This is a genomic window from Amycolatopsis mongoliensis (assembly GCF_030285665.1).
Taxonomy (GTDB): Bacteria; Actinomycetota; Actinomycetes; order Mycobacteriales; family Pseudonocardiaceae; genus Amycolatopsis; species Amycolatopsis mongoliensis.
Window position 1 is genome coordinate 7,808,291 of record NZ_CP127295.1, and the last position, 22,486, is coordinate 7,830,776.

16 protein-coding genes and 1 pseudogene are annotated in these 22,486 nt (G+C 72.2%); 12 read left to right on the forward strand and 5 right to left on the reverse strand.

What is annotated here, in order from left to right:
• Window positions 1–4 precede the first annotated feature (4 nt).
• From QRX60_RS37430 to QRX60_RS37460, 7 genes are all read left to right on the forward strand, one after another.
• Complete coding sequence (locus tag QRX60_RS37430; protein ID WP_285996176.1) at window positions 5–4,303, forward strand: beta-ketoacyl synthase N-terminal-like domain-containing protein; 4,299 nt, start codon at window positions 5–7, stop codon at window positions 4,301–4,303.
• Complete coding sequence (locus tag QRX60_RS37435) at window positions 4,300–4,605, forward strand: acyl carrier protein (RefSeq protein WP_285996177.1); 306 nt, start codon at window positions 4,300–4,302, stop codon at window positions 4,603–4,605. Before QRX60_RS37430 ends, QRX60_RS37435 begins: the two co-directional genes overlap by 4 nt.
• Window positions 4,602–5,408, forward strand: a complete 807-nt coding sequence (locus QRX60_RS37440) for an alpha/beta fold hydrolase (RefSeq protein WP_285996178.1) — start codon at window positions 4,602–4,604, stop codon at window positions 5,406–5,408. The genes QRX60_RS37435 and QRX60_RS37440 overlap by 4 nt, the downstream gene beginning before the upstream one ends.
• The gene (locus QRX60_RS37445) at window positions 5,408–6,577 is read left to right on the forward strand and encodes a glycosyltransferase (RefSeq protein WP_285996179.1); all 1,170 of its coding nucleotides are present in this window, start codon (window positions 5,408–5,410) and stop codon (window positions 6,575–6,577) included. Before QRX60_RS37440 ends, QRX60_RS37445 begins: the two co-directional genes overlap by 1 nt.
• Window positions 6,578–6,621: 44 nt before the next feature.
• Window positions 6,622–7,086, forward strand: coding sequence for a GNAT family N-acetyltransferase (locus QRX60_RS37450; protein WP_285996180.1), 465 nt, complete (start codon window positions 6,622–6,624; stop codon window positions 7,084–7,086).
• Between the two features lie 40 nt (window positions 7,087–7,126).
• The gene (locus QRX60_RS37455) at window positions 7,127–7,963 is read left to right on the forward strand and encodes an SDR family NAD(P)-dependent oxidoreductase (RefSeq protein WP_285996181.1); all 837 of its coding nucleotides are present in this window, start codon (window positions 7,127–7,129) and stop codon (window positions 7,961–7,963) included.
• A gap of 81 nt (window positions 7,964–8,044) precedes the next feature.
• The gene (locus tag QRX60_RS37460; protein ID WP_285996182.1) at window positions 8,045–10,084 is read left to right on the forward strand and encodes an MDR family MFS transporter; all 2,040 of its coding nucleotides are present in this window, start codon (window positions 8,045–8,047) and stop codon (window positions 10,082–10,084) included.
• A 78-nt stretch (window positions 10,085–10,162) separates the two neighbouring features.
• Here QRX60_RS37460 and QRX60_RS37465 read toward each other — a convergent pair whose 3' ends face one another.
• Window positions 10,163–10,999 (reverse strand): PHP domain-containing protein, encoded by an 837-nt coding sequence (locus QRX60_RS37465; RefSeq protein WP_285996183.1) that lies wholly within the window; start codon window positions 10,997–10,999, stop codon window positions 10,163–10,165.
• 39 nt (window positions 11,000–11,038) lie between these two features.
• Here QRX60_RS37465 and ligD point away from each other — a divergent pair, with 39 nt between their 5' ends.
• Window positions 11,039–11,989 (forward strand): non-homologous end-joining DNA ligase, encoded by a 951-nt coding sequence (gene ligD, locus QRX60_RS37470; protein ID WP_285996184.1) that lies wholly within the window; start codon window positions 11,039–11,041, stop codon window positions 11,987–11,989.
• Between the two features lie 104 nt (window positions 11,990–12,093).
• On the opposite strand, the gene QRX60_RS37475 is transcribed toward ligD, so the two are convergent.
• Complete coding sequence (locus QRX60_RS37475; protein ID WP_285996185.1) at window positions 12,094–13,290, reverse strand: thiolase family protein; 1,197 nt, start codon at window positions 13,288–13,290, stop codon at window positions 12,094–12,096.
• Between the two features lie 131 nt (window positions 13,291–13,421).
• On the opposite strand from QRX60_RS37475, the pseudogene QRX60_RS37480 reads away from it, so the two are divergent.
• From QRX60_RS37480 to QRX60_RS37490, 3 genes and pseudogenes are all read left to right on the forward strand, one after another.
• A pseudogene (locus QRX60_RS37480) lies at window positions 13,422–13,861 on the forward strand (winged helix-turn-helix transcriptional regulator).
• A 325-nt stretch (window positions 13,862–14,186) separates the two neighbouring features.
• Window positions 14,187–17,771: a discoidin domain-containing protein gene (locus tag QRX60_RS37485; RefSeq protein ID WP_285996186.1), complete on the forward strand. Its 3,585-nt coding sequence runs from the start codon at window positions 14,187–14,189 to the stop codon at window positions 17,769–17,771.
• 86 nt (window positions 17,772–17,857) lie between these two features.
• On the forward strand, window positions 17,858–18,637 hold the full coding sequence (locus QRX60_RS37490; RefSeq protein WP_285996187.1) for an SDR family oxidoreductase: 780 nt from the start codon (window positions 17,858–17,860) through the stop codon (window positions 18,635–18,637).
• Here QRX60_RS37490 and QRX60_RS37495 read toward each other — a convergent pair.
• From QRX60_RS37495 to QRX60_RS37505, 3 genes are all read right to left on the reverse strand, one after another.
• Window positions 18,619–19,083, reverse strand: coding sequence for a hypothetical protein (locus QRX60_RS37495; RefSeq protein ID WP_285996188.1), 465 nt, complete (start codon window positions 19,081–19,083; stop codon window positions 18,619–18,621). The genes QRX60_RS37490 and QRX60_RS37495 overlap by 19 nt on opposite strands.
• Before the next feature lie 13 nt (window positions 19,084–19,096).
• Window positions 19,097–19,699 carry a TetR/AcrR family transcriptional regulator gene (locus QRX60_RS37500; protein WP_285996189.1) on the reverse strand — a complete coding sequence of 201 codons (603 nt, stop codon included), beginning with the start codon at window positions 19,697–19,699 and terminating at the stop codon, window positions 19,097–19,099.
• A gap of 156 nt (window positions 19,700–19,855) precedes the next feature.
• On the reverse strand, window positions 19,856–20,017 hold the full coding sequence (locus QRX60_RS37505) for a hypothetical protein (RefSeq protein WP_285996190.1): 162 nt from the start codon (window positions 20,015–20,017) through the stop codon (window positions 19,856–19,858).
• Window positions 20,018–20,169: 152 nt separating this feature from the next.
• On the opposite strand from QRX60_RS37505, the gene QRX60_RS37510 reads away from it, so the two are divergent.
• Window positions 20,170–22,479 carry a glycosyl hydrolase family 95 catalytic domain-containing protein gene (locus tag QRX60_RS37510; RefSeq protein WP_285996191.1) on the forward strand — a complete coding sequence of 770 codons (2,310 nt, stop codon included), beginning with the start codon at window positions 20,170–20,172 and terminating at the stop codon, window positions 22,477–22,479.
• Window positions 22,480–22,486: the final 7 nt, after the last annotated feature.

Genomic DNA, 22,486 nt, shown 5'->3' on the forward strand with positions numbered 1-22,486 from the left:
GCCGATGCCGGACCCCGTGGCCATCGTCGGGATGTCGGTGCTGCTGCCCGGCGCCCCGGACCTCGCGGCGTACTGGCGCAACGTCGCCGGCGGCGTCGACGCGATCACCGAGGTGCCGCCGGAGAAGTGGGACAGCCTCCACTACGCGCCGGACGAGCGGCGCGCCGACCGCGTCTACTGCCGGCGCGGCGGGTTCGTCGACGAACTGGCCGAAGTGGACGTCACCGGGTTCGGGATCATGCCGAACTCCGTGCCGGCCACTGAACCCGACCAGCTGATCGCGCTGCGGGTCGCGGCGCAGGCCGTCGCGGACGCGGGCGGCCCGGACCGGCTCCCGGCGGACCGCGCGAAGGTCGGCGTCGTGCTCGGCCGCGGCGGCTACCTGACACCCGGGCTGGTCCGGCTCGACCAGCGCGTCCGGACCGCGAGCCAGCTCGTCCGCACCCTCGGCGAGCTGCTGCCCGACCTCGACCAGTCCCGGCTCGACGCCGTCCGGCAGGCCTTCACCGACCAGCTCGGCCCGGAGGCACCCGAGTCCGCGATCGGGCTCGTGCCGAACCTGGCCGCGTCGCGGCTGGCCAACCGCCTCGACCTGCGCGGACCGGCGTACACGGTGGATGCCGCGTGCGCGTCCTCGCTGATCGCCGTCGACCACGCCGTGCGGGAACTGGCCACCGGCCGCTGTGACGTCGTGCTCGCCGGCGGCGTCCACCACTGCCACGACATCACGTTCTGGAGCGTGTTCACCCAGCTCGGCGCGCTGTCGCCGAGCGAGCGCATCCGGCCGTTCCACCGCGACGCCGACGGCGTGCTGATCGGCGAGGGCACCGGGATCGTGGTGCTCAAGCGCCTGGCCGACGCCGAGCGGGACGGTGACCGCGTCTACGCCGTGATCACCGGCACCGGCGTCGCCTCCGACGGGCGCACCGCGAGCCTGGCCAACCCGGACTCCGGCGGTCAGGTCCGCGCGGTGCGCCAGGCGTGGGCGGCCGCGGGCCTGGACCCGGCCGCCCCGGACTCGATCGGGCTCCTCGAAGCGCACGGCACCGCGACCCCGGCCGGCGACGCGGCCGAACTCGCGACCCTGGAAGAGGTCTTCGGCAGTGCGGGAGCCGCGGTACTCGGGTCGGTCAAGTCGATGATCGGGCACACGATGCCCGCCGCCGGGATCGCCGGCCTGGTCAAGGCCGCCCTGGCCGTGCACCACGGCGTCCTGCTGCCCACCCTGCACTGCGACGACCCGCACCCGATGCTCGCCAAGACCCGCTTCTCCACTTTGGACACGGCGCGGCCGTGGGACGCGGCGGTGCGCCGGGCCGGGGTCAACGCGTTCGGGTTCGGCGGGATCAACGCCCACGTCGTGCTCGAACAGGCCCCTGGCCGCCGGGTGTCCGCAGCCGTCGTCCGGGAGCCGGAGCGGGTGCTGCGGCTCGCCGCGCGATCGGTCGGCGAGCTGCGCGACCTGCTCGACCGGCCCGGGGCGCGGGGGACCGGCGACGGTCCCGTCCGGCTCGGCATCGTCGACCCGACGGAGAAGCGGCTGGCCCTGGCCCGCAAGGCGGTGGCCCGCGGGCGGTCCTGGCGCGGCCGCAACGACGTCTGGTTCGCCGACCGCCCGCTGCTCGGGCCGGGTGGCGGGAAGCTGGCCTTCGTCTTCCCCGGCCTGGAGTCGGAACTGGCGCTCAACTGCGGCGACGTGGCCCGCCACTTCGGGCTGCCCTGGGACCACGACGACGTCGAGGTCGGTGACGTCGGCCGCCAGGGCACCGCCGTGTTCGAACTGGGCCGGCTGCTGAACTCCGCACTCGGCCGGATGGGCGTCACCCCGGACGCCGTGGCCGGGCACAGCCTGGGGGAGTGGACGGCGATGGCCGTCGCCGGCGTGCACGCCGAAGCCGAGGTCGACGCGTTCCTCGCCGGGTTCGACCCGGACGCGCTGGTCGTCCCCGGCCTCGCCTTCGCCGCGATCGGCGCACCTGCGCCCCGGGTGCTCGAAGAACTGGCCGGCCGCGACGACGTCGTGCTTTCCCACGACAACTCGCCGAACCAGGCCATGGTCTGCGGCCCGGCGGCCGAGGTCGGCGAGCTCGTGACGCGCTTCCGCGACGCCGGGATCGTCGCGCAGGTGCTGCCGTTCAAGTCCGGGTTCCACACGCCGATGCTGCGGCCCTACCTCGACCCGATCCGCGACGCGGCCGCCCGGTTCACCCTGCACCCGCCGACGCGGCCGATCTGGTCGGCGACGACGGTGTCGGAGTACCCCGCCGCCGAGGCGGACGTGCGCGAGCTGTTCGTGCGGCACCTGCTGGAACCGGTCCGGTTCCGGCCGCTCGTGCGCGCGATGCACGCGGCCGGGTTCCGGGCGTTCGTGCAGGTCGGCGCGGGCCAGCTCGGCTCGCTGGTCGGCGACACCCTGCACGGCGAGGACCACCTGGTCGTCGCGGCGCACTCCGCGCACCGGCCCGGCCTCGCCCAGCTGCGCCGGGTCGCGACCGCACTGTGGGCCGACGGGGCCGACATCGACTTCACGCGGCTGCCCGGCGACCGCCCGGCCCCGCACCGCGCCGTCAAGCTCGATCTCGGCGGCCACCTGATCTCCCTGGACGACGAGGTCCGCGCGCGCATCGCGCTGCCGGCCGGCCGGAAGTCCACTGTGGACGACCTGGCCGGGAAGGGACCGCTGGCGGCGGAGTTCGCCGCCCTGCTGGCCGACACCGCCGAGCTGGCGTCCACTGTGCTCTCGAGCCCGGCGCGGCGCCCGGCGCCGAAGCAGCTTCCGGCGCCGAAGGAGCTGGACACGACGCTGACGGTGTCCGTCGAGGCCATGCCGTACCTGCTCGACCACTGCTTCTTCAAGCAGCCGCCGCAGGCCGACCCGGGTGACCGCTGGCCGGTGGTGCCGGCCACCACGGTGATCGACCACCTGATGGGCTTCGCCGAGCAGGCCGCGCCCGGCCGCCGGGCCGTCGCGGTGCACGACGTCCGGCTGACCCAGTGGATCACGGCGGTGCCGGCGGTCACCGTCGGCGTGCGCGTCCGGCCGCTGGGGCCCTCCCGCGTGCTCGCGGCCCTCGACGGCTACTCGCAGGCCACCGTCGAACTCGCCCCGGCGTATCCGGCGGACGCACCCGCGCCGTGGCGGTTCCCCGCGTCGGCGGAGCAGGTGCCCGAGACCACGGCGGCCCAGCTCTACGACGAACGCTGGATGTTCCACGGCCCGCTCTTCCAGGGCGTCACCGAGCTGACCGCGGTCGGCGAGCGGCACGTCCGGTCCGTGCTCACGACGCCCGCCGCGCCCGGCGCGCTGCTCGACAACGTCGGCCAGGTGCTCGGCTACTGGATCATGTCCCGGTTGACCGAGCGCACCACCGTCTTCCCGGTCGGCATGCGCGAGATCCGGTTCCACGGCCCGCACCCGGCACCGGGGGAGCGCCTGGAGTGCCTCGTCAAGATCACGGCCCTGACCGACGAGTTCCTCGACGCCGACATGCAGCTCGTCCACGACGGACAGGTCTGGGCCGAGTTCACCGGCTGGCGCGACCGCCGCTTCGACAGCACCCCGCACATCCGCCAGGCCGACCGCACGCCGGAACGCTCGACGCTTTCGTACGAGCAGCCGGGCGGCTGGGCACTGGTCCACGAGCAGTGGCCGGACCTCGCCACCCGCGAGCTGATCATGCGCAACTACCTCGCGGGTGCCGAACGCGACGCCTACGACCACCGTCCGCCGCGGGGCCGGCGCCAGTGGCTGCTGGGCCGGATCGCGGCGAAGGACGCCGTCCGCCACCTGCTGTGGGCCGGCGGCGAATCCGAGATGTTCCCGGCCGAGCTGCGGATCGGCAACGACGACGTGGGCCGTCCGCACGCGACCGGGGCGTACGGCCGCGAGCTGCCGTCGCTGACGGTTTCGCTGGCCCACCGCGGCGAAGTCGGGGTGGCGATCGCCCGGCACGGGCGCTGCGGCATCGACGTCGAAGAGGTCGGCCCGCGCGCGGGGTCCACTGTGGACGCCGCACTGGGTGCCGGTGAACAGGCCCTGTTCGCCGGCCTGACCGGCGACCCGGAGCGCTGGTTCGCCCGCTTCTGGACCGCCAAGGAAGCCGTGGCGAAGCTGCTCGGCACCGGCCTGCGCGGTGAGCCCCGGGACTTCGAGGTCATCGCCGCGGCGCCGGACGCGCTCACCGTCCGCGCGGCCGGAGCCGACCACGCCGTGCACTGCGCCGACGTCGACAGCCTTCCCGGCGCGCCGCCGCGCCGCTACGTCGTCGCCTGGACCGAAGAGACGAAGGAGACCGCCGAATGAGCATCGAGACCACGGCCACGGACGAGGCGACCGTCCTCGCGCAGCTCAGCGGCATGCTGCAGGAGCTGCTCGAGGAATACGGCCTCGACGACGCCGAGATCACCATGGAGACGACCTTCCACGACGACCTCGAGCTGGAGAGCGTCGACCTGGTGGCCCTGTCCGGGCAGCTGCGCGAGCACTACGGCGAGCGCGTCAACTTCGCGACGTTCATCGCCGAGCGCGACCTCGAGGAGATCATCGCGCTGACGGTCGGCGAGCTCGTCCGCCACATCGTCGCCTCGCTGCGGGCGACGGCGTGAGCCGGATCCGCGCGGGCGAGCTGGACGTGCACGTCCAGCGCCTGACCCCGGAGGTGCCGCTCGACGGGGACGCGCCGATCGTCGTGTGCGTGCACGGGCTGCTCACCGACAGCCTCGCCAGCTACTACTTCACGCTCGGCCCGGCGTTCGCCGAGCGCGGGCTCGACGTGCTGATGTACGACCTGCGCGGGCACGGCCGCACGACCCGCCCGGAGTCCGGCTACCACCTGGAGGAGTTCGTCGGCGACCTCGTCGCGGTCCTCGACGCGACGGGCGTCACGCGGCCGGTGCACGTCGTCGGCAACTCGTTCGGCGCGTCGGTGGCGTTCGGGCTGGCCGCGGCCCGGCCGGACCGGGTCGCCAGCGTCATCGTGATCGAAGGCGAACCGCCGACGCAGGAGTGGACGCGGCACATGGCCGACGGGCTCGCCGACGCGAAGACCCGGCTGGCGATCGACGAGGTGATCGGCTGGATCGCCGACAACCACGGCGCGCACACCGCGCGGCTGTCGAAGGCGGCGAACAAGATCCTCCAGACCACCACGATCGCCGAGGACATCCCGCGCAGCGCGACGATCGCCGCCGACCTCTCGGCCGTGCGCTGCCCGGTGTTCGCGATCTTCGGCGGCGATTCGGGACTCTCCGCGCAGGTGCCGCACTTCGAGTCGCACCTGGACCCCTGCCGCTGTGTCGTGCTGCCCGACCAGGGTCACTCGGTACTGGTCGAGCGGACCGCCGAGACGATCGACCTGATCTTCGACTGGGTCCGCGACACCTCGCGCGTCCCGGCCCGGGTGCGGTAGTGGCCCGGTTCCTGTTCGTCGTCCCGCCGCTGGTCGGGCACGTCAACCCGGCCGCCGGCGTCGCGGCCGAGCTCGCCGCGCGCGGGCACGAGGTCGCCTGGGCCGGCCACGAGGAGCTGCTGTGGCAGCTGGCCGGCCCGGCCGCGCTCGTCTTCTCCTGCGGCGTGCCGGCCGGCGCCCCGGAGCGCCCGGCCGGGCTCAAGGGACCGGCCGCGCTGCGGTTCCTCTGGGAGGACTTCCTCGTCCCGCTGGCCGACGCGATGGCCCCCGGCGTGGACGCCGCGATCGACGCGTTCGCGCCGCACGTCGTGGTCGCCGACCAGCAGGCGCTGGCCGGCGGGCTGCTGGCCGAGGCCCGTGGCCTGCCGTGGGTGACCTCGGCGACGACGTCGGCCGAGCTGATCGACCCCCTTTCGGGCATGCCGAAGGTCGCGGAGTGGGTCGATGCGCTGGTCGATGATCTGCGCGCGCGGATCGCCGATGGCCGTGGCTCGGCGGACCCCCGGTTCTCGCCGCACGGCGTCCTGGCGTTCACCACCCGCGAGCTGCTGGGTGCGGCGCCGCTCCCGCCGCGGGTGCGGCTCGTCGGGCCGGCGCTGGGTTCCCGTCCGTCCACATCGGACTTCCCATGGGAGTGGCTCGACCCCTCTCGGCCGACGGTGCTGGTCTCCCTGGGCACGGCCAACACCGATGCGGGCGCGAGCTTCCTCGCGACCGCGGCGGAGGCGTTCGCCGGGATGGACGCGCGGGCCGTCGTCGTCGACCCCGGCGAGGTGCTTGGCGCGGTGCCGCCGAACGTCCTGGTGCGCCCGCGGGTCCCGCAGCTGCCGCTGCTGCCGCGGGTGGACGCCGTGCTGTGCCACGCGGGCCACAACACGGTGTGCGAAGCGCTGTGGCACGGCCTGCCGCTGGTGGTGGCCCCGATCCGCGACGACCAGCCGATCGTGGCGGCCCAGGTGGTGGCCGCGGGCGCGGGCATCCGGCTGCGCTTCGTCCGCGCCGGCGCGGACCGCATCGCGGCGGCGGTCGAGGAGGTGCTCACCGAGCCGTCGTACCGGCGGGCGGCCGAGACCGTGGCGACGTCGTTCCACGCGGCGGGCGGAAGTGCCGCGGCGGCCGGGCATCTGGAACAGCTCGCGCTCGAAAGCCTCGCCCGTCTGAAGCCGTGAAAGCGGCATTTACTTCGAAAAAACACGCGGTTACGGTGCTGGGTATGACTGTTTCCGTCGATGTCACCGAAGAAGTCCCGGAACTCGTCAAGTCCGCCGAAGCGTTGTTCGCCGAGGACGCGGGGAGCCACGACCCGCGCATGGACCTCGGCTGGCCGGCCCGTGAGGGCGCGGCCTACTACCAGGACCTCGTCGAGGACGAGAACGCCCTCTGCCTGCTGGCCCGCTCGGACGGCGCGGTGGCGGGCCACCTGATCGGCCGCTTGCTGCCGGTCAGCTCCCTGCGTCCCGGCGCGGTGCGGGCGGTGCTGGAAAGCATGCGGGTCGCGGCGGAGCGCCGTCGCGAAGGCGTCGGGGAGGCGCTCGTGGCCGCGTTCGTGGCGTGGGCCAAGGAACGGGGGGCGAACGAGCTGGCCGTGCAGGCGTACGCGAACAACGAGGGCGCGCTGGCGTTCTACCGCGCGCAGGGGTTCGAGCCGTTCGAGGTCAGGCTGGGCCGGGCGGTGTGAGTGGTGCGGTCCGGACCATTCGGGGGTCACACTGGGGTGCATGGGACTCCTGGACGGCCGGGCCGTCGTGATCACGGGCGCTGGACGCGGACTGGGCCGGGCCTTCGCGCGGCACGCCGCCGGCGCCGGCGCCGCGGTCGTCGTCAACGACATCGACGCGGACCCGGCGCACGAGACCGTCGCCGCGATCGGGGCGGACGGCGGCACGGCCGTCGCGAGCGTCGGCTCGGTGGCCGACGCCGGTTACGCCCGGGAGCTGATCACGCTGTGCCGCAACCGGTTCGGCACGCTCGACGGCCTCGTGAACAACGCCGCGATCGGGTACCACGCGCTTCCGTGGGAGGACGACGACGCCGAGCGCACCCGGGCCCTGATCGAGACCAACGTCCTTGGCCCGTTCCACTGCGGCACAGCGGCCGCGAAGGTGATGGTTGCCCAGGGCAACGGTGTCCTCGTCAACGTGACCTCCGGCTCCATGATCGGGCAGCGCGGGGCCGCCGCCTACTCGGCGTCGAAGGGCGCGGTGGCGTCGATGACGTACTCGTGGGCGGCCGACCTCGCCGAGCACGGGGTGCGCGTCAACGCCGTCAGCCCGATCGCCTGGACCCGGCTGATGGCCGCCGATCCGCGCGGGAACCCGGACGCGCAGCCGCCGGAGCGAGTCGCGCCGCTGGTCACCTACCTCCTCAGCGACCTCTCGGCCGGCGTCACCGGGCAGGTGCTGCGGCTGGCGGACGGGCACCTGCACGCCGTCCGCCAGCCCGCGATCATCCGGCCGGTCCGGCACCAGGACGTCTGGACGCCCGAGGAGATCGCCGCGGCGGTCGACGGCGGGCTCGTCCTCGAGTCGCCGCCGCGCGACCGCTGGACCCTTTGACCGGCGCGGACCACCGGAACGGGTGGCTATCCACAGTGGACGGCTCGCACTAGCCTCGGAGGCCGAGCGAGGAGGGTGCGGATGACGGCCACCGCGGAGGTCGCCCACGAACCGGCGCCCGCACAGCTGAGCAAGGGGCGGGTCAACGCCGTGTTCGGCGCCGTGCTGCTCGGGATGCTGCTCGCCGCGCTCGACCAGACCATCGTCGGCACCGCGCTGCCCACCATCGTCGGCGACCTCGGCGGCGCCGGGCACCTGTCCTGGGTGGTCACGTCCTACCTGCTGGCCGAGACGATCACGACCGTCGTCGTCGGCAAGCTCGGCGACCTGTTCGGCCGCAAGCTGATGTTCCAGCTGTCGGTGATCGTGTTCGGCATCGGCTCGTTCTGCGCGGGCTTCGCCGACAGCATGGTGTGGCTGATCGTCTGGCGCGCGGTGCAGGGCCTGGGTGGCGGCGGGCTGATGGTCACCTCGACCGCGCTGATCGCCGACGTCGTCCCGCTGCGCGAGCGCGGCAAGTACCAGGGTGTGCTCGGTTCGGTGTTCGGCGTGGTGACCGTGGCCGGCCCGATGCTCGGCGGGTTCTTCGTCGACCACCTCTCGTGGCGCTGGGCGTTCTACGTGAACATCCCGCTGGTCGTCGTCGTGCTGGTCGTCGCGTCCTCGGCGATGCCGAACGCCCGCGCGGCGATCAAGCCGGTCATCGACTACGCCGGGATCCTGCTCATCGGGCTCGCCGCGACCGGCCTGACGCTCGTGACGAGCTGGGGCGGCACGCAGTACGCGTGGGGCTCGCCGACGATCGTCGGGATGGCGATCGGGTCGGTGGTGCTGCTGGCCGCGTTCGTCTTCGTCGAGTTGCGGGCGAAGGAACCGATGCTGCCGATGCGGCTGTTCCGCAACCCGGTGTTCACCGTCGGCGGGATCATGAGCTTCGTCGTCGGCTTCGCGATGCTCGGCGCGCTGTCCTACCTGCCGACGTACATGCAGTACGTGCAGGGCACCTCGGCGACGTCCTCCGGGGTGCGGCTGCTGCCGATGGTGCTGGCGCTGCTCGTCGCGTCGATCGCCGCGGGCAACGCGGTGAGCCGTACCGGGCGCTACAAGATCTTCCCGCTGGTCGGTGCCGCGGGCATGACCATCGGTCTCTACCTGCTGTCGCGGCTCGACACCGACACCGGGTTCTGGGAGGCGTCGGCGTACATGGCCGTGCTCGGTCTCGGGATCGGGCTCGGCATGCAGGTGCTGACCATCGCCGTGCAGAACACCGTCGACTACGCCGATCTCGGTGTCGCCACTTCGGGCGTGACGTTCCTGCGGTCGATCGGCAGCTCGTTCGGCGCGGCGATCTTCGGCACGGTGTACGCCAACCAGCTGGCCCCGAACCTGGCGGCCGCGGTGGCCGCGCACCCGGTGCCGCCGGGCGTCGACCCGCGTGCCCTGCAGGTGCCCACCGCCTTGCACGCGCTGCCGGACGCGGTGGCCGCGCCGGTGATCCAGGCGTACAGCGACTCCCTGCACGTCGTGTTCCTCGCCGCGGCGCCGGTCGGGCTGGTCGCGTTCGCCTTGGCGTTCTTCCTGAAGGAGGTCCCGCTGCGCGACACGGCGCGGGCGGCGGCGCCGGACCTCGGCGACGGCTTCGCGATGCCGGAAGCCCGCACGGACGACCGCGAGCTCGAACGCGCCGTCGCGACGCTGTTCTTCCGCGAGCGCCGCCAGGTGGCCCCGGCGATCGTTTCGCGAGCCGGGTCGGATCTCGACGAGGGCGCGATCTGGTGCCTGCTGCAGGTCCACCTGCGTCGGCGCCGCGGCGAGCCGGCGACGCTCAAGGCGATCGGGGAGTACTTCGGCGTTCCCGCGTCGGTGCTGGAACCGGCGTTCATGCGGCTGGAGCTGACCGGCCACCTGCGCTACAGCGGCGGCGGCTGGGAACTGACCGCGCCGGGCCGCGACGAGTTCGACAAGGTGGTCCGGGCGTGGCACGACTGGCTGGCCGACCGGCTCGGCGACTGGGGGACCGGCAACCGGGCCGAGCTGGACGCGGCGATCGGCCGGGTGGCCGCGAGGTTGCTGGACCAGAGCGCGGAGGTCCGGACCTACGGCAGGCATGCCCTGGTCTGACACCGCAGCGCGCTCTCCCGTGAAGCGGCGCCGGGCGCTGGCCTGTCGCATTCTCTTCCGCGGGGCCGGCGCCGGGGGTCAGCGGCGCCAGAAGTCGTGCGGTGTCCGGCCCGGCCGGAACCCGCAGCCCTCGACCACGGCCGCCGCCTCCGCGAACCCGTGGCCGACCAGTCCCGGTTCGTGGGCGTCGCTGCCGAACGCCACCGCCTCGCCGCCCACCTCGAACCACCAGCGCACCACCTCGCCCGGGAGCGGCACCTTCGTGTTGACCTCCAGTGCGCGGCCGCTCGACGCCAAGGCGCGCAGCACTGTCCGGAACTCCTCCTCGAAGTCCGCCGCCACGAACGGCGGTCCCTCGCCCGGCCATGAGCGCAGCGCGTAGTCGATGTGCGCCAGCACGGCGAAGCCGGCCGTCGACTCGACCAGCCCGAGCACCTCGGCCAGGTACGCCCGCAAGACGTCGCCCGGCGGCCGTCCCGTGATCACGGTGACCTCGTGGTGGTGCCCGTCGCCGGGCAGGGAGTGCACCGAGCCGAGCACCCGGTCGAAGTCGTGGGCGGCGAGCAGTGCGTCGGCGCGGGGGCGGTGCCAGTGCGGTTCGCTCAGCTCGACGCCCGAAAGGATCCGCAGGGACGGAAAGCGTGCGCGGCACTCTTCGACGCACGCCAGGTACCCCGCGACGTCCAGGTCCGGCGGCTCGAGGACGCCGTCGGCGCGCAGCCGCACCCGGAAGTGGTCCGGCAGCAGCGGCCGGACCGGCTCCGGGACCAGCCACGGCGTCAGGTCCGCGTGCTCGGTGAACGCGACCGACGGCAGCCCCAGCTCCAGCGCGCGTGCGCACGACCCGATCATCGACCCGGTGACCGTGTCCCACGACCATTCGGTGTGGACGTGACCGTCCGGCGGCAAGCTCACCAGGCCACCGTAGCGCCGGTTTCGGGCTACTGTCGGTCCATGGCGCAGAAGTCGGCGGCGGTGGAACTGGAGGTCGGCCCGCACACGGTGCGGATCTCGAACCCGGACCGGGTGTACTTCCCGGCCCGCGGCGAGACGAAGCTCGACCTGGTCAACTACTACCTCTCTGTGGGCGACGGCATCGTCAACGCGCTGCGCGAGCGGCCGTGCATGCTGCACCGCTTCCCGTCCGGGGTGGCCGGGGAGAAGGTCCACCAGAAACGCGTCCCGAACGGCGCGCCGCCGTGGCTGGAGACCGTCCGCGTGACCTTCCCGCGCTACCACCGGCACGCCGACGAGCTGTGCGTCACCGAACTGGCCCACGTCATCTGGGCGGTCCAGATGTCCACAGTGGAGTTCCACCCGTGGAACTCGCGCCGCGGCGACACCGAGAAGCCGGACGAGTGGCGGATCGACCTCGACCCGATGCCCGACTGCGGCTTCGACCGCGTCCGCCGCGTCGCCCATGTCGCGCACGAGATCCTCGACGAGCTGGGCGCGGTCGGCTGGCCCAAGACCTCCGGCGGCCGCGGCCTGCACATCTACGTCAGGATCGAGCCCCGCTGGGGCTTCAAGGAGGTCCGGCGCGCCGCCCTGGCCTTCGCGCACGAAGTCGAACGCCGTGCCCCGGACGACGTCACCACGACCTGGTGGCGCAAGGACCGCGATCCGCGGCTGCTCTTCGTCGACTACAACCAGAACGCGCGCGACCACACGATCGCGAGCGCCTACTCGGTCCGCGGCAACCCGGAAGGCACGGTCTCGACGCCGATCCAGTGGGAGGAGATCGACGACGTCGAGCCCGGTGACTTCACCATCGCCACCGTCCCGGCCCGCTTCGCCGAACTGGGCGACCTCCACGCGGGCATCGACAAGGCCGTGTTCTCCCTGGACCCGCTGCTGGAGTGGGCCGACCGCGACGGCGTCGAAGAACCACCCGAACCCGACTGACGTGTCGGGTTGCAACGCCGGCTGAAGAACACCCGCGACGGAGGACCCGGCCGGTCGTGAGTGTTTAGGAGGGTTAGAACCCTCCTAAACACTCACGACGGGGGTCAGTCCAGGCGCTCGACGATCGTCGCGTTGGCGAGGCCGCCCGCCTCGCACATCGTCTGCAGGCCGTAGCGGCCGCCGGTCTGCTCCAGCACCGACAGCAGCGTGGTCGCCAGCCGCGCCCCGCTGCCGCCGAGCGGGTGCCCGAGCGCGATCGCGCCGCCGTTCACGTTGACCTTCGCCAGGTCGGCGCCGATCTCGGCCTGCCAGGCGAGCACGACGCTCGCGAACGCCTCGTTGACCTCGAAGGCGTCGATGTCTCCCACCGAAAGCCCGGCCCGGGCCAGGACCTTGCGGGTCGCCGGGATGACGCCGGTCAGCATGTACAGCGGGTCGTCGCCGGCGACGGCGAAGCTGTGGATCCGGGCGCGCGGGCGCAGTCCGAGCGCCTTCGCCGTCTCGGAGCTGGTGATCATCAGCGCGGCGGCCCCATCGTTGATCGGCGAGGAGTTGCCCGCCGTGACGTGCCAGCCGAGATCCGGGAACCGCTGCTCCCAGACGTCGGCCCGGAACGCGGGCTTCAGCCCGGCGAGGATCTCCGGCGTGGTGCCCGGCCGGACCGTCTCGTCGGTCGTGACGTCGACGAGCACGCCGTCGGGACCGGGCGCCTTGAGCGGCACGACCTCGCCGGCGAACTTCCCGTCGGCCCACGCCTTCGCGGCCCGCTGGTGGCTCTCGGCGGAGAACTCGTCCAGCTGCGCCCGGCTGAAGCCCCACTTCGCGGCGATCAGCTCCGCGCTGATGCCCTGCGGGACGAGACCGTCCGGGTAGCGCGCCGCGACCTGCGTCCCGAACGGGTCGCGCCCGGCCACCTGGCTGCCCATCGGCACCCGGCTCATCGACTCCACCCCGGAGGCGATCACGACGTCGTACGCGCCGGCGATCACGCCCTGTGCGGCGAAGTGGACGGCCTGCTGGCTGCTGCCGCACTGCCGGTCCACGGTCACCGCGGGCACCGACTCCGGCAGGCCCGCGGCCAGCGCGGCCCAGCGGGCGGTGTTCATGCTCTGCTCGCCGATCTGGCCGACCGCGCCGCTGATCACGTCGTCGACCCGGGCCGGGTCGACGCCGGTGCGCTCGACGAGCGAGCGGAGCGCGTGGGCGTGCAGGTCGACCGGGTGCACCCCGGCCAGTGTGCCGTTCGGCTTGCCCTTGCCGATCGGGGTCCGTACCGCGTCGACGATCACCGCGTCCGTCATGGCGTCTGCCTCCTCGCAGATCGGGGTCCCTTCGGTATACGCCGGGTAAGTTGGATTCCACAACTCGCCTGTTCGCCAGGTTACACGGTCCCGAAGTGCTAGGTTGGATTTTCAACCCCATGGGAGGTGGCATGGTCCGGCGTGGTCGGGAATGTTCGGTCGCCGACGCCCTGGAAGTCGTCGGCGAACGCTGGAGCCTGCTCGCGCTGCGCGAGATCATGCTGGGGAGCGGCGCTTCAACCAGATCGCCGAGAACACCGGCGCCAGCCGCGACATCCTGGCCGCGCGGCTGCGCAAGCTCGTCGACGCGGGCGTGCTCGAGAAGGTCCAGTACGAGGCCCACCCGCCGCGCCACGAGTACCACCCGACCGAAGCCGGCCGCGCGCTGCAGCCGATCCTGCTCGGCCTGATGGCCTGGGGTGACCGGTACGTCCACCAGGGCGAACCGCCCACGCTGTGGCGCCACGCCTGCGGTGAAGTGCTGGAACCGGCCACGGTCTGCGCCCACTGCGGCGAGCCGGTCGACGCCCCGGGCACCCGCGCGATCCGGCTGGGTGCCGTCCACTCCTGACCCGATTTCCGGAAAGGCCTCCTCGCATCCCCCGCGAGGAGGCCTTTTCGGTGGTTGGACGTTGACTTGAGACCCCCGTCACTGTAACTCTTGAACGAATCAGTGCAAGAACCTGACAACAGCACGAGAAATCGCAGCAGGCGTCAGGAAGATCCCGCCCAGCCCCTCGACGAAGAGGTGCCCATGACGGCTGTCCCGTGCTGCCCGCGTGCGCCCCCGGACCGGGTCCGCACGCGTCCCCCATACCCCGGTTTCCGCCGCCCCGCCGCCCACGGGACGTGCCAGCTCGAGTCGTCTCCCCTCCTCCCCGGATCAGAGGAAACCCATGAGAACGAAGCGACTTCTGTCGCGCGCGGCGACCTACGCCGCCCTGTCCCTCCTCCTCGCCGCACCCGCCGTGGCCGCGAGCGGCGCCCCGGCCGCCGCGCCCGCCGTCCAGGCCGCCGCCCAAGCCGCGGCTGCGACCTACACCGCGAGCAGCCAGCTCGCCGGCTATCCCGTGTCGAACGTCGGCGACGGGAACCAGGCCTCCTACTGGGAGAGCACCAACAACCAGTTCCCGCAGTGGGTCCAGGCCGACCTCGGCGCGACCACGAACGTCGCCCAGCTCGTGCTCAAGCTGCCGTCGAACTGGGAAGCCCGCACCGAGACCTTCAGCGTGCAGGGCAGCACCGACGGAACCGGCTTCAGTGACCTCAAGGCCTCGGCCGGCTACCGGTTCGACCCCGCCACCGGCAACACCGTGACCGTGGACGTCACCGGGAACACCCGTTACGTCCGGCTGAACGTCACGGCCAACACCGGCTGGCCCGCCGCGCAGCTGTCGGAGTTCGAGGTGCACGGCCCGGCCGGCGGGGACACCCAGCCGCCGTCCGCGCCCGGCAACCTCGCCTACACCCAGCCGGCGAGCGGCCAGATCCGGCTCACCTGGTCGGCCTCGACCGACAACACCGGGGTCGCGGGCTACGACGTCTACGCCAACGGCCAGCTCCGCGGCAGCGTCGCCGGGACCGTCCTGACCTACACCGACAACCAGCCGGACGGCACGACGGTCGCCTACTTCGTCCGCGCTCGCGACGCGGCGGGCAACCAGTCGGGCGACAGCAACACTGTGACCCGCACCGGCACGCAGGCCGGCACGAACCTGGCGCTGGGCAAGCCGATCACGGCGTCCTCGACGGAGTTCACCTTCGTCGCGGCCAACGCCAACGACGACTCCGTGACGACGTACTGGGAGGGCGGCGGCGGGACGTACCCGAACCTGCTGACCGTCGCGCTCGGCTCGAACGCCGACCTGAACCAGGTCGTGGTCAAGCTCAACCCCGACCCGGCGTGGGGCCCGCGGACCCAGACGATCGCGGTCGAAGGCCGTGACCAGGCTTCGAGCGCGTTCACCACGCTGTCCGCGGCGCAGACCTACAGCTTCAGCCCCTCGACCGGCAACACCGTGACGATCCCGCTGAGCGGCCGGGCCGCCGACGTCCGCCTGCGCGTCACCGCCAACTCCGGCGCCGGCGGCGGGCAGGCCGCGGAGTTCCAGGTCTTCGGCGTGCCCGCGCCGAACCCCGACCTGACGGTCTCGGGCGTGTCCTGGTCGCCGCAGAACCCCGTCGAAACCGACGCGATCACCGCGTCGGCGACCGTCCGCAACGCCGGGACGGCGGCCTCGGGCGCGACGAACGTGAACCTCTACCTGGGGACGACGAAGGTCGGCACTGCGAACGTCGGCGCGCTCGCGGCCGGCGCTTCGACGACGGTGTCGGCGAACATCGGCACCCGGGACGCGGGCAGCTACCAGCTGACCGCGAAGGTCGACGAGGCCAACGCCGTCATCGAGCAGAACGAGGCCAACAACTCCTACACCGCGTCGACGGCACTGGTCGTCAGCCCGGTGCAGAGCTCCGACCTCGTCGCGGCCACCGCGTGGTCGCCGAACAACCCCTCCGCGGGCAACACCGTCACGTTCAGCACGACCCTGCGCAACCAGGGCACCGTGGCGAGTGCGAGCGGCGCCCACGGCGTCACGGTGACGATCACCGACCAGAACGGCACCGTCGTGAAGACGCTGACCGGGACGTACCCGGGCGCCATCGCCGCCGGGGCCACCGCGGCGCCGGTGACCGTCGGCACCTGGACCGCGGCCAACGGCCGGTACACGGTCAAGACGGTCGTCGCGAACGACGCCAACGAGCTGCCGGTCAAGCAGGCCAACAACACGAGCACGCAGGCGCTGTTCGTCGGCCGGGGCGCGAACATGCCCTACGACATGTACGAGGCCGAGGACGGCGTCGTCGCGGGCGGCGCGTCGGTGGTCGGCCCGAACCGCACGATCGGCGACCTCGCGGGCGAGGCGTCGGGCCGCAAGGCCGTGACGCTGAACTCGACCGGCTCGTCGGTGGAGTTCACCACCCGCGCGTCGACCAACACCCTGGTCACGCGGTTCTCCATCCCGGACTCCGCGGGTGGCGGTGGGCAGAACTCGACGCTGAACGTGTACGTCGACGGCACGTTCCTCAAGGCCATCGACCTGACCTCGCACTACGCGTGGCTCTACGGCGCCGAAACCGGCCCGGGCAACTCGCCGGGCGCCGGGCCGCGCCACATCTACGACGAGGCCTCCGCGATGCTCGGCACGACCGTGCCCGCCGGGCACAAGATCAAGCTGCAGAAGGACGCGGCCAACAGCACGAACTACGCGATCGACTTCGTGAACTTCGAGCAGGCCACCGCGACCGCCAACCCGGACCCGGCGCACTTCGCGGTGCCCACCGGGTTCACGCAGCAGGACGTGCAGACCGCGCTCGACAAGGTCCGGCAGGACACGACGCTCACCGGCGTCTACCTGCCGGCCGGGACCTACTCGCTGTCGAGCAAGCTGAACGTCTACGGCAAGGCCGTGACGGTCACCGGCGCCGGGCCGTGGTTCACGAAGTTCTCCGCGCCGTCGGGCCAGGAGAACACCGACATCGGCATCGACGTGCAGTCGAGCGCGAACGGGTCGACGTTCAGCGGGTTCGCGGTGTTCGGGAACTACACCTCCCGCATCGACGGCCCCGGCAAGGTGTTCAACCTGACGAACGTCGCCAACCTGACGATCGACAACATCTGGGTGGAGCACCAGGTGGTCATGGTCTGGGGCACGAACGTGGACAACACCACGATCAAGAACTCCCGGATCCGCGACACCTTCGCCGACGGCGTCAACCTCACGAACGGGAGCACCGGCAACCACGTCACCAACAACGAGGCCCGGTCCACCGGGGACGACAGCTTCGCGCTGTTCGCCGCCACGGACATCAACCAGGGCAACCAGTACGACAACGTGTTCGAGAACCTGACCTCGCTCACCCCGTGGCGCGCGGCCGGGCTGGCGGTGTACGGGGGGTACAACAACACCTTCCGGAACCTCTACATCGCGGACACGCTGACGTACTCGGCGATCACGATCAGCTCGCTCGACTTCGGCTACCCCTTCCTCGGGTTCGGGCCGCAGCCGACGACGGTCCAGAACGCCTCGCTCGTGCGGGACGGTGGCCACTTCTGGGGCCAGCAGACCTTCCCGGCGATCTGGCTGTTCTCCGCGTCCAAGGAGTTCCGCGGCATCCGGGTGTCCGACGTGGACATCCAGAGCCCGACCTACAGCGGCATCATGTTCCAGACCAAGTACGACGGCACCACGCCGGAGCACCCGGTCGAGGACACCGTGCTGACGAACGTGTCGATCACCGGCGCGCACCGCAGCGGGGACGCCTTCGACGCCAAGTCCGGGATCGGGATCTGGGCCAACGAGCTGCCGGAACCGGGTCAGGGCCCGGCCGTCGGCTCGGCGACCTTCACCGGGCTGACGCTGAGCGACAACGACCAGGACATCCGCAACACGACGTCCACCTTCACCATCATCCGCAACTGAGAAAGCGCGCAGGTGCCCGCCGGGAACCGTTTCCCGGCGGGCACCGCCGTGCCAGGATGGCGGTGATCGCGGACGGAGGTGGGCTCGTGCGGATCCTGGTCACCGGCGGGACCGGCCAGCTCGGCAGGCCGGTCGTGGAACGCCTGCGCGCGGCGGGGGAGGAGGTCCGCGTGCTCAGCCGCCAGGCGGGTCCGGACGTCGTCCCCGGCGATCTGCGGACCGGGCGCGGCATCGACAGCGCGGTGGCCGGGGTGGACGTCGTCGTCCACTGCGCCACCGACTTCTTCGGCCGGGAGACCGACTTCGCGCGCACGCTCGTCGAGGCGGCCCGCTGGGCCGGTGGCCCGCACCTGGTCTACGTCTCGATCGTCGGCGTCGACCGCGTCCCGCTCGGCTACTACCGGGCGAAGCTCGAGACCGAGGAGTTCCTCGCCGCGTCCGGGCTGCCGTACACGATCCAGCGGGCGACGCAGTTCCACGCCCTGGTCCGGACGCTGTTCGCCGGCGCGGCGCGGCTGCCGGTGGTGCCGGTGCCGCGGGTCTCGTTCCAGCCGGTCGACGTCCGCGACGTCGCCGGGCGGCTGGTGGACCTCGCGCTGGGCGACCCGGCCGGGCGGGTGCCCGACTTCGGCGGTCCCGAGATCCTCGCCGCGGCCGAGCTGGCGCAGGCCGTCGTGGAGGCGAGCGGCCGGCGCCGGCGGATCGTGCCGGTGAGCGTGCCGGGGGAGGCGTTCCGGGCCTACACCGGCGGCGGTCACCTGGCCCCGGACCACCTCGACGGCAAGATCACCTTCGCCCAGTACCTGGCCGAACAGCCGGACGCGGGCGTGCTGCGCTGCCGGAAGCGTCATTCCGCCGGGACGTAGTCACCGCCGGTGAGACTGTCGTGCGTGGACGCGTGGGTCATGAAGCGACCCTGGACGACGCGGACGTAGGAACCGTCCAGGGGGAAGACGAGCACGAACTTCGCCCCGTCGTTCCCGCGCAGGAGGGCGCGCTGCCGCAGGTTGCCGAGGAACTCGATGATGTCGCGTTCGATCTCGTCCGCGAACTCGCGCTGTCCGTCCTGCGAGATGTCGTACAGGTCGGTGTCGATGTCGTAGGTGGCGCGCCTGCCGGACACCGGGTCCCGCGCTTCGAACTCCAGCCCGAGCCAGCGCCGCGGCTCGACGATCACGGTGGCCTGCCAAGTCGATCCCCCGAGGTCCCACTTCGACCCGGTGCCGGTCTCGGTGACCACCACCGTCCACGTCGTGGTCGCTCGAAGCTCGCGGAGGAAATCGAGGAGCCGGCGGCCCACTCCGGAAGTCACGGATCCACCACCACTAGGCACGAGGCGTCACGAGGAGCTTGAGCACGTCGCCGAAGAGCGTCGGCGGGACGGCCGACGGATCGACGCCGCGTTCCACGGCGAGGCCGTTGGACAGCGCCAGCACGACCACCGCGAGGTGCTCCGGTGCCAGGGGGAGGTCGACGCCGTGCAGGGCGGCGGCCTTGCTGATCGCCGCGGTGACGGCGTCGCGCAGGCGGGCGCGGCGCTCGGCGAGTCCGCTGTGGACGGTGGGGTTCCGCATCGCCAGGCCCCAGTACTCGAGCAGCAGCCGGTGCCACGTGGCGTCGGAGTCGATCCCCGCCAGGAGCCGCGCGCCGGCCTCGGTGGTGGCCTCGTCGAGGTCGGCCAGCTCGGCGAACACCGTCGTGGCGCGGTCCATCCGCTCGACCATGTGCTCTTCCATGATCGTCAGCACGAGGTCGTCGCGGCCGGTGAAGTTCGAGTAGACGGCGCCCTTGGTCAGCCCGGCCTCCGCGGCGATGTCGTTCAGCGACGTCGCGGCGATGCCCTGGCGGGCGAACACCGCGGTGGCGGCGTCGATGATCCGCCGCCGGGTCTCGGCGCGGCTCGGGCGGCGGCGCTGGGGGCCGGTCATGGGGCGCAACGGTACAACCTCGCCCGCGCGGAGCCGATTCGTTGACCATGATCGATGTCACCTGGTAACCCCTTCGCTCGATACCGGTCGGTATCGAAACCGGGAGGTCTCGTGCTCACTGTCAACGCCGACACCCGCCGCACCCTCGCCGACCTACTACCAGGGCGTCTTCGACGAGCTGACGCTCACGCCACCGGTGGACGCGCTGGTGCGGAAGTACTGCGCGGAGGGCGTGACCATGCAGTACGACCGGATCCCGGTCGGCGACCACGTGACGGTCGCGGTCCGGGGCGCGCCGGGTGCGCTGGCCACGTCCATGACCGGCTGGCCGGGAAGCCCGTGCCGCACCACTGCCGACCGCTCGGATGTATTCGGATTAATTACGAAGAATCTTGACCTCAGATCCGGATAGGTCATATGTTTGGCGGGCTGCACGCCGGTCCCCGCCTTCAACGCCGAACGGATCCGACATGTCGAACCCTTCCCTTCCGCCCTCGCGCCGCACCTTCCTCAAACTCGGCGGCGCGGTCGGCGCCGGGATCGCCCTCAGCGGCGTTCGTCCTTTCACGGCAAGCGCAGACGTCGTCCGCCCGGCCGGTGCGGAGCTCGTTCCCGACAGCCGGGCGACGACGCTGTGGTACCCGGCGCCCGCCGTCGAGGACAAGATCATCGAGCAGGGCCTGCCGATCGGCAATGGTCGGATCGGTGCCCTCGTCGGCGGGGACCCGGCCGCCGACTTCCTCTACCTGGCCGACGCGTCACTGTGGACCGGCGGCGCCAACGACGTCCTCGAGGACGACGGCCAGTTCCCTTACGAGCGCGAGAAGTTCGGCACCCTCGGCCTGCTGGCGAAGGCGCGGATCTCCGTGCCCGCGCACACCGGCGTGACGGACTACCGCCGCACGCTCGACCTGAGCAACGGCGTCGTCGTGATCACCTACCGGCACCAGGGCGTCCGGTACCGCCGTGAGTACTACGCGAGCCACCCCGACGACGTCGTGGTCGTCCGGCTCAGCGGTGGTCCGATGACCGGGTCGGTCTCGCTGGAACCCACCCGGGGCGAGACGATGGCCGGCCCGGCGGCGTTCACCGGCACCTTCGGCAACGGCCTGAAGTACGCGTGCGCCGTGGCCGGTGGCGTGACGTTCAGCGGGAGCCGCGAGGTCGTCATCGTGCTCAGCGGCGGCACCAACTACGTGCCCGACGCGGCACGGAAGTTCCTCGACACGTCGCTCGATCCGCTGGCGCTGGCGAAGCAGAAGGCGTCGCAGGCGTTGCGTGCCGGGGGAGGCGCGCTGCTGGCCACGCACGTCGCCGACTACCGGCGGCTCTACGACCGGATGAGCGTCGACCTGGGACAGTCGCCGCCGGCGAAGCGCGCGCTGGACACGTGGTCGCGCCTGCTGGCCCGGCACGCCGACCCGGCGACACCCGACCCCGAGCTGGAGGCGAGCTACCTGCAGTTCGGGCGGTACCTGACGATCACCGGCTCGCGCGACGGGCTGCCGATGGGCCTGCAGGGGCTGTGGCAGAACACCAACACGCCCGACTGGATGAGCGACTACCACACCGACATCAACCTCCAGATGAACTACTGGCTGGCCGACCGCGCGGCACTGCCCGGGAGCTTCACTGCCCTGGCCGACTACTGCCTCGCGCAGCTTCCCGTGTGGACGGACAGCACGAAACGGCTGTTCGACGACCCGCGCAACAGGTTCCGGAACACCAGCGGCAAGGTCGCCGGCTGGGCGGTCGCGTTCTCGACCAACGTCTACGGGGGTTCCGGCTGGTGGTGGCACCCCGCCGGCAACGCGTGGCTGTGCAACTCGCTGTGGGACCACTACGCGTTCACCCAGGACAAGGCGTACCTCGCACGGATCTACCCGCTGCTCAAAGGCGCGGCCGAGTTCTGGGAGGCGCGGCTGGTCCCGATGACGGTCGACGGCCGCGAGGTGCTCGTCGACGACCACGACTGGTCACCCGAGCACGGCCCGCAGGACACGCGCGGGAACACCTACTCGCAGGAGATCGTCTGGGACCTGTTCGAGCACTACCGCGAAACCGTCGCCGCCCTCGGCCGGGACCGCGCGTACGGCGACCGGATCGCCGGGCTGCAGAAGAAGCTGTACCTGCCGAAGGTGAGCCCGGCGACCGGCTGGCTCGAAGAATGGATGTCCCCGGACAACCTCGGCGAGACGACGCACCGGCACCTGTCCCCGCTGATCGGCTTCTTCCCGGGCGACCGGATCGCCGCCGACACCGCACCCCCGGAGTTGCTCGCCGGTGTGCGCGCGCTGCTGGTCGCGCGCGGGATGGACAGCTACGGCTGGGCGTGCGCGTGGCGGTCGGCGTGCTGGGCGCGGCTCAAGGACGCCGACAAGGCGTACCAGCTGCTGCTCACGGTGCTGCGGCCGTCGGTGGCGAACGGCAACGGGACGGCGCCGAACTTCTTCGACATGTACAGCCAGGGCAGCTACACGATCTTCCAGATCGACGCCAACCTCGGCGCCCCGACGGCGATGGCGGAGATGCTCGTGTACTCGCGGCCGGGAGTGCTGGAACTGCTGCCGGCGCTGCCTTCGGCGTGGGCCCGGTCGGGCCGGGTGACCGGGATCGGCGCGCGCGGCGGCTTCGAGGTCGACCTGGCGTGGCGCGACGGGAAGGTGACGCGGGCGGTGGTCCGGAGCGTCGGCGGGACCCGCACGGAGGTGCGCGCGGGCGGCTGGCGTCGCGCGATCACCCTGCGGCCGGGGCAGTCGGTCACGGTCCAGCCAAGTTGAGGAGTAA

Excerpts from the sequence above, each read along its gene's own strand:
- QRX60_RS37430 (WP_285996176.1), top strand. The coding sequence starts at position 5 with ATGCCGGACCCCGTGGCCATCGTCGGGATGTCGGTGCTGCTGCCCGGC.
- QRX60_RS37435 (WP_285996177.1), top strand. The coding sequence starts at position 4,300 with ATGAGCATCGAGACCACGGCCACGGACGAGGCGACCGTCCTCGCGCAG.
- QRX60_RS37450 (WP_285996180.1), top strand. The coding sequence starts at position 6,622 with ATGACTGTTTCCGTCGATGTCACCGAAGAAGTCCCGGAACTCGTCAAG.
- QRX60_RS37455 (WP_285996181.1), top strand. The coding sequence starts at position 7,127 with ATGGGACTCCTGGACGGCCGGGCCGTCGTGATCACGGGCGCTGGACGC.
- QRX60_RS37460 (WP_285996182.1), top strand. The coding sequence starts at position 8,045 with ATGACGGCCACCGCGGAGGTCGCCCACGAACCGGCGCCCGCACAGCTG.
- ligD (WP_285996184.1), top strand. The coding sequence starts at position 11,039 with ATGGCGCAGAAGTCGGCGGCGGTGGAACTGGAGGTCGGCCCGCACACG.
- QRX60_RS37475 (WP_285996185.1), bottom strand. The coding sequence starts at position 13,290 with ATGACGGACGCGGTGATCGTCGACGCGGTACGGACCCCGATCGGCAAG.
- QRX60_RS37485 (WP_285996186.1), top strand. The coding sequence starts at position 14,187 with ATGAGAACGAAGCGACTTCTGTCGCGCGCGGCGACCTACGCCGCCCTG.
- QRX60_RS37500 (WP_285996189.1), bottom strand. The coding sequence starts at position 19,699 with ATGACCGGCCCCCAGCGCCGCCGCCCGAGCCGCGCCGAGACCCGGCGG.
- QRX60_RS37505 (WP_285996190.1), bottom strand. The coding sequence starts at position 20,017 with ATGGACGTGGCCAGCGCACCCGGCGCGCCCCGGACCGCGACCGTCACG.
- QRX60_RS37510 (WP_285996191.1), top strand. The coding sequence starts at position 20,170 with ATGTCGAACCCTTCCCTTCCGCCCTCGCGCCGCACCTTCCTCAAACTC.